Consider the following 1,061-nt stretch of genomic DNA (forward strand, 5'->3'; position numbering starts at 1 on the left):
ACTTTTGTTACATCTGTGGAAAAAATCCTGAAAGAATTTGGAGAAAACTATGTAATTAATTTTGTCTAGCTACTTAAATATTCTCACCTCGCTCCGACGGTTGGTTTTAGAAGTTTTTGGAGAGTAATCAGGTATTTTAGTATGTAATGCAGGTAACATTTTTAAGTGCGAACACTCAGGTTTTGAGTCTGGTGGTACGCCGAATTCGAGCGAGAAAAGGAGATGACTACGGGCAGTAAGAAGATGTTGACATACACGAGCTATTTGTGGTATGTTAGGTTGACTCATTTATTATACATCGGCAACACAATATCTGCGACACAATTATTGGTGGCTCTGCCAACTTTTTGGTGATTACAGAAGCCGTTTTGGACCAACGGTTAGACGGCTATACCCGGACTCAATTAAGACTCTGTTAGTATGTTTACTGTTTACATCTACTGATTTTGAGGTAACAAACAATGAAAGACTTAATAATGGGTTATGCAACAAACTGCAAATTCGATGATTTCTACAGGTTTGTTGTATCAACTCGTCAGCATTCTTCTCCAGATAAAGTTGATATTGTTATGTTTATTAATGCTTTAGGGGATGAGTTCGCAAAGGTAGCTCTAGAAAAAAATATCACCCTTATACCAGTTGAAAATGTGTGGAAGTGAGTTACTAGAGCTCAAAGAGCCTAAATCTCATCTATCACGCAAAGATGGTGGGACTGCAAGCTTTAATTCGACTAACTTCAGGATCTAACCGTACCTACTTAGAGGAAGATTATAGGAGTACGGTTGCCAATTGGATTCATCCACTAGCAGGTCGGTGGATTACTTACCATACATTCCTTAAGGTTAACTCCTGTTATCGAATGGTTATGACTTCAGATGTGCGTGATGTTGTTTTCCAAGCTTCTCCCTTCGATGACTTAGACTCTAGTAAGCTTCACGTTTTTGAAGAAGCAGGTATTTATTTTGGAGCGCCCACTAAAGAAAATAGACCTCTTGCAAAAAAAATCTATGCTATAATAGAAAGTTTTCAATTTAATCCCCCTAGAGCTAACTCATAATTAT

General features: G+C 37.8%; 2 protein-coding genes. Both read left to right on the forward strand.

Annotated features, from left to right (window positions below; genetic code table 11):
- The first annotated feature begins 461 nt into the window (after positions 1-461).
- Complete coding sequence (locus tag QUB44_RS31015; protein ID WP_333373780.1) at positions 462-659, forward strand: hypothetical protein; 198 nt, start codon at positions 462-464, stop codon at positions 657-659.
- Between the two features lie 206 nt (positions 660-865).
- Positions 866-1,057: a hypothetical protein gene (locus QUB44_RS31020; protein ID WP_333373783.1), complete on the forward strand. Its 192-nt coding sequence runs from the start codon at positions 866-868 to the stop codon at positions 1,055-1,057.
- The last annotated feature ends 4 nt before the right edge of the window (positions 1,058-1,061 follow it).

Source organism: Microcoleus sp. AT3-D2 (assembly GCF_036705715.1).
In the GTDB taxonomy this organism is placed as follows: Bacteria; Cyanobacteriota; Cyanobacteriia; order Cyanobacteriales; family Microcoleaceae; genus Microcoleus.